Genomic DNA, 3,497 nt, shown 5'->3' on the forward strand with positions numbered 1-3,497 from the left:
TCGACGAAGTTCCGCCCTGGCGGGGAATCCCACACCTGCACCCGGGCGGCCAGGCCGGCCCCTTCGAGTATGGAGGCAATCCAGGTCGCCCACGGCTCGTCCACGCCGGTGTACGAGATGAAGACGAACGACTCTTCCTGCGTCATGCCAACGTTGTACACAGCCGGCAGTTCGCCCAAGACGTGGGGCATCGGCACGGTACTCCACGAGATGATCATCAGCCGTCCACGACATGGAGCTCAACCTGTGAGAAGCTGGTTGCCGTCGTGGAGACGAACGAAGGGGCCGTCCGGGCGGAAGGCGTCCGCGATCCGGATCGCGTAGACAGGGTGCACGCAGTTCAGCGCGTCGGTGAACGGCAACCACATCACCTCGGGCGTCTCCGCGCTCGGGCGTCGTCTCCGTATGGGCCAAGACGGCGCAGCGGAAAACCAACGACAGCACGCCGGTCCGCATGTTCTTGTAGACGCCTGTCAGATGGCCAGGCCAGGGTCGATCGGGATGCCGGTTTCTTCCCGCACCTCACGACGCAGGCCGTCAGCCGGGGCTTCATCCCGTTCCAGCGCCCCACCCGGGGTCGCCAGCCGTCTGTTGTCACCCCGTCGGATCATCAGCACCCGCTGGTCGTTGTCCACCACCACAGCACCCACACTCACAGAGTGCATCGGCATATGTGCCGAACCGTTGCGGTCAGGCATCCGGCTCGTAATCCCACTCGTACATCAGCCGAGGAGGTCAACGCCGTCGTGGGTGCGGAAGGCGGTGGCCGTGTCCGCGAGGGCATCGAGCACCCTGACTGCGAAGGCGGGGCTCATCCGTTCCCGTACGTCGGACGCGGGCAGCCAACACACCTCGCTGCTCTCGGCGGTGGCCCGAGGCGCGCCAGCCAGTGGGCGGCAGCGGAAGACCAGCGCCACGACACCGAGGGGCAGGTTTTTGTAGACGCCGGTCAGCCGGTCGATCTCGACGGTGACGCCGGTCTCCTCCAGCACCTCGCGGCGCAGGCCCTCCTCAAAGGTCTCCGCCAGCTCCAGGACGCCGCCCGGAGGCTGCCATTGGCCGTTGTCCCGACGGCGGATGGCGAGCACCAAGCCGTCTTGGTTCACCACGACACCAGCGACGCTCACCGAATGCCGTGGCGGCCCGGCCGCTGATTTCGTCACCGGAAAGTCACCACTGCGATCGACTTGTCGTCATGGCACTTGAACCGCGGCAACTCCTGGCCCTGGGGATCCTTATGCTCCTCCCACCGGTGAAGGTCCGCGAGCAAGACAGCCATCTCCGCCTCCGAGAGCCCGACGACGTCTCCGACGTCGATGTGCAGATGCCGCATCGGATCGTCGGCGCCATCCGTGAGAACGGCAGCCCACCGCACGTCCTGTGCGCGAAAAGAGCGCACCAGCGCCTCGCAGCCTGCCGCTGGGTCAGCCTCCGCGATCCAGTAGCCACCGGCCGCGTTCAGATACGGCGCTTTCTCGTGCCTCATCTCGCGGAGAAGACGCCGATGTTCGTCATCGAATCCGGCTCCGGTGTGTAGCCGAGCGAGGGCCGCCGGCCGATACTTCACGGGGAGCCGCATAAGCCGATCATCGAAAATGCGTTCGACGCCATCTGGCCTGGTCGCCACGTATACCGGGGTGTCGCCAAGTACGAGCACGTCAACGCGGTCGGCGACAGAGCGGATAATACTGACGGTTGAGGACGGTGAATCTCCCGGCCGTACATCCAACTCCTGCACGGTGCCCGCAAGAGCTGTCCGTAGTGTGCTCCGCAGGGGTGCCGCTGGCTGGCACTCGAATGTGTCAAGCAGCCGCCGGCCAAGCGCATCAACGTATGCGGCCACGCTGACCAGGCCATCGGTTCCGGACGCGCCATCCAAGACGATGACAACATCATTGCCAACGAGGATCCGGTCTTGGCCCTGCCCGACCTGTGCTGGCAGTTCGGCTACACGCACATCCATGTGTCGAGCCGTCACGGCCGGCTGCCTGACTCGACGGCCTCAGCCGGCCATTCGAAGTGCAGGACCCATTGGAACGTGGGGAGGGCGTCGACGCGGTATTCCACGAGCCGATCGGTGGCTGTCCACGACATGTGGACGATTTCAAACACCTGTTGATTCTCGGCTAGGCCGAAGAACGCTTCCTCGTCGTCTGTCGGGATACGTGCCCGGACGTCCTCGGTGAACCGCACCGGCCCTTGTCCGAGTTCGGCTAGGCGTGAGTAGGTTCCACCTGGTCCGGTGTCCACCTTGGTCAGCCCAGCGCGCTCGGCGAGGGCCCAGGGGATGTAGGAGGTAGCCAGTAGCACCGGTTCGTCCGAGGCGTACATGTGACGCTTGCGGATCAGGACTCGCTCTCTCTGGCCAAGTCCCAGTGCTTTCGCCACGGCTTCGGGCGGGTTGACCGGCTCCAACTGGACGATGTCGGACCTGGGTTCCAGTCCAAGCCGCCGAATCTCTGCGTCGAACGCGCCGCGTGCGCCACGTTCCTCGCGGATGGCTCGTGCGTACCGCTGATTGCTATGCCGTGAGATCGGCGGTACGGACCGGACTACTGTCCCGCGTCCACGGAGAACCCTCACCAGGCCTTCCGCACGAAGGATCTGGACAGCCCGATTGATCGTCACGCGGGATACGCCCATCTTGTCGGCCAACTCCGCTTCGCTGGGCAGCGTTGAGCCGGGAGGGTACTCACCGTGAGTGATGTCCTGCCTGAGTTGATCGGCTACTTGCCGATAGCGGGACTTCGGGGCCTCGACGGTCATCCCGGGCCTGCACCTCGTCTCTTCGAAGCACCGATTGCTGGCACCTAACGTTAGCCCGCAGGACGTCCTACCTCCTCCTTGACACCTACCGGACCCGCATGAGAGCGTCCACGACGTAGGACGTCCTACGTCGGAAAAGTCCCCAAGTTGTCCCGGCACGGCGGTCACGCCGCTGATCGCACAACCGCACGCCGCCGTGCTGGGAGCACCAGCCACATGGCCGATCGACTGCGAAGGAAGGAGAGATCTTCGTCCGAGTAGGACCACAGATGACATGGGACGGCCCCGGTCACGCCGCCAAGCACTCCCGGGGCCGTCTGCTCCACCAGCCGCAAAACCGGAAGGAGCGTTTTGCATTGTCTCCTATGAACGGCGCCGTGGCGACGGCCGGGTCTGCCTCGCCCGTCGGCCCGCGACGGTGCTGGACTTCCCCTGGCCCTCTACTGGCCGGTGGCACGGTCCGTTTCGACGACCTCATGACGGTTTGGGGTGGGGCGTTGTGCGCCCAGGTTGATCCGGAGCTGTTCTTCCCGGAGCAAGGCGACGGTGCCGGCGCCCAGGCCGCCCGGGAGATCTGCCGGCGCTGCGGGGTGCGGAAGCTGTGTGGGCAGGTGTTCGGCCCGCTGCTGTCGCACGGCATCGTCGGCGGGCAGAGCTCCGTCGAGCGTGCCCATACGCGGTGGGTGGTGGGCTGATGGCCGCCCGCCGCCGCCCGGTCAGCGCCACTGAGA

At 65.7% G+C, this 3,497-nt stretch carries 7 protein-coding genes; 1 reads left to right on the forward strand and 6 read right to left on the reverse strand.

The features are described 5' to 3' along the window. The 6 genes from CM1CMNOD_RS05720 to CM1CMNOD_RS05740 form a co-directional block, all read right to left on the reverse strand. Positions 1-218: toll/interleukin-1 receptor domain-containing protein (locus CM1CMNOD_RS05720; protein WP_347403389.1), on the reverse strand; the 218-nt coding region annotated here is incomplete at its 3' end. A 21-nt stretch (positions 219-239) separates the two neighbouring features. Further along, positions 240-362 carry a hypothetical protein gene (locus tag CM1CMNOD_RS23540; protein WP_258165213.1) on the reverse strand — a complete coding sequence of 41 codons (123 nt, stop codon included), beginning with the start codon at positions 360-362 and terminating at the stop codon, positions 240-242. Between the two features lie 111 nt (positions 363-473). Beyond that, a complete protein-coding gene (locus CM1CMNOD_RS22240) occupies positions 474-656 on the reverse strand; it encodes an NUDIX hydrolase (protein WP_237703007.1) in 183 nt (60 codons plus the stop codon). Between the two features lie 66 nt (positions 657-722). Next, positions 723-1,163, reverse strand: coding sequence for an NUDIX hydrolase (locus tag CM1CMNOD_RS05730; protein WP_013872724.1), 441 nt, complete (start codon positions 1,161-1,163; stop codon positions 723-725). Further along, positions 1,160-1,963 (reverse strand): hypothetical protein, encoded by an 804-nt coding sequence (locus CM1CMNOD_RS05735; protein WP_043603085.1) that lies wholly within the window; start codon positions 1,961-1,963, stop codon positions 1,160-1,162. Before CM1CMNOD_RS05735 ends, CM1CMNOD_RS05730 begins: the two co-directional genes overlap by 4 nt. A gap of 11 nt (positions 1,964-1,974) precedes the next feature. Beyond that, the gene (locus CM1CMNOD_RS05740; RefSeq protein WP_013872726.1) at positions 1,975-2,766 is read right to left on the reverse strand and encodes a GntR family transcriptional regulator; all 792 of its coding nucleotides are present in this window, start codon (positions 2,764-2,766) and stop codon (positions 1,975-1,977) included. 476 nt (positions 2,767-3,242) lie between these two features. Between CM1CMNOD_RS05740 and CM1CMNOD_RS05745 the strand changes: the two genes are divergently transcribed. Next, positions 3,243-3,461, forward strand: coding sequence for a WhiB family transcriptional regulator (locus CM1CMNOD_RS05745; protein ID WP_043603086.1), 219 nt, complete (start codon positions 3,243-3,245; stop codon positions 3,459-3,461). The last annotated feature ends 36 nt before the right edge of the window (positions 3,462-3,497 follow it).

The organism is Protofrankia symbiont of Coriaria myrtifolia, assembly GCF_900634755.1.
Lineage (GTDB): Bacteria > Actinomycetota > Actinomycetes > Frankiales > Frankiaceae > Protofrankia > Protofrankia coriariae.

Excerpts from the sequence above, each read along its gene's own strand:
- CM1CMNOD_RS05735 (WP_043603085.1), bottom strand. The coding sequence starts at position 1,963 with ATGGATGTGCGTGTAGCCGAACTGCCAGCACAGGTCGGGCAGGGCCAA.
- CM1CMNOD_RS05740 (WP_013872726.1), bottom strand. The coding sequence starts at position 2,766 with ATGACCGTCGAGGCCCCGAAGTCCCGCTATCGGCAAGTAGCCGATCAA.
- CM1CMNOD_RS05745 (WP_043603086.1), top strand. The coding sequence starts at position 3,243 with ATGACGGTTTGGGGTGGGGCGTTGTGCGCCCAGGTTGATCCGGAGCTG.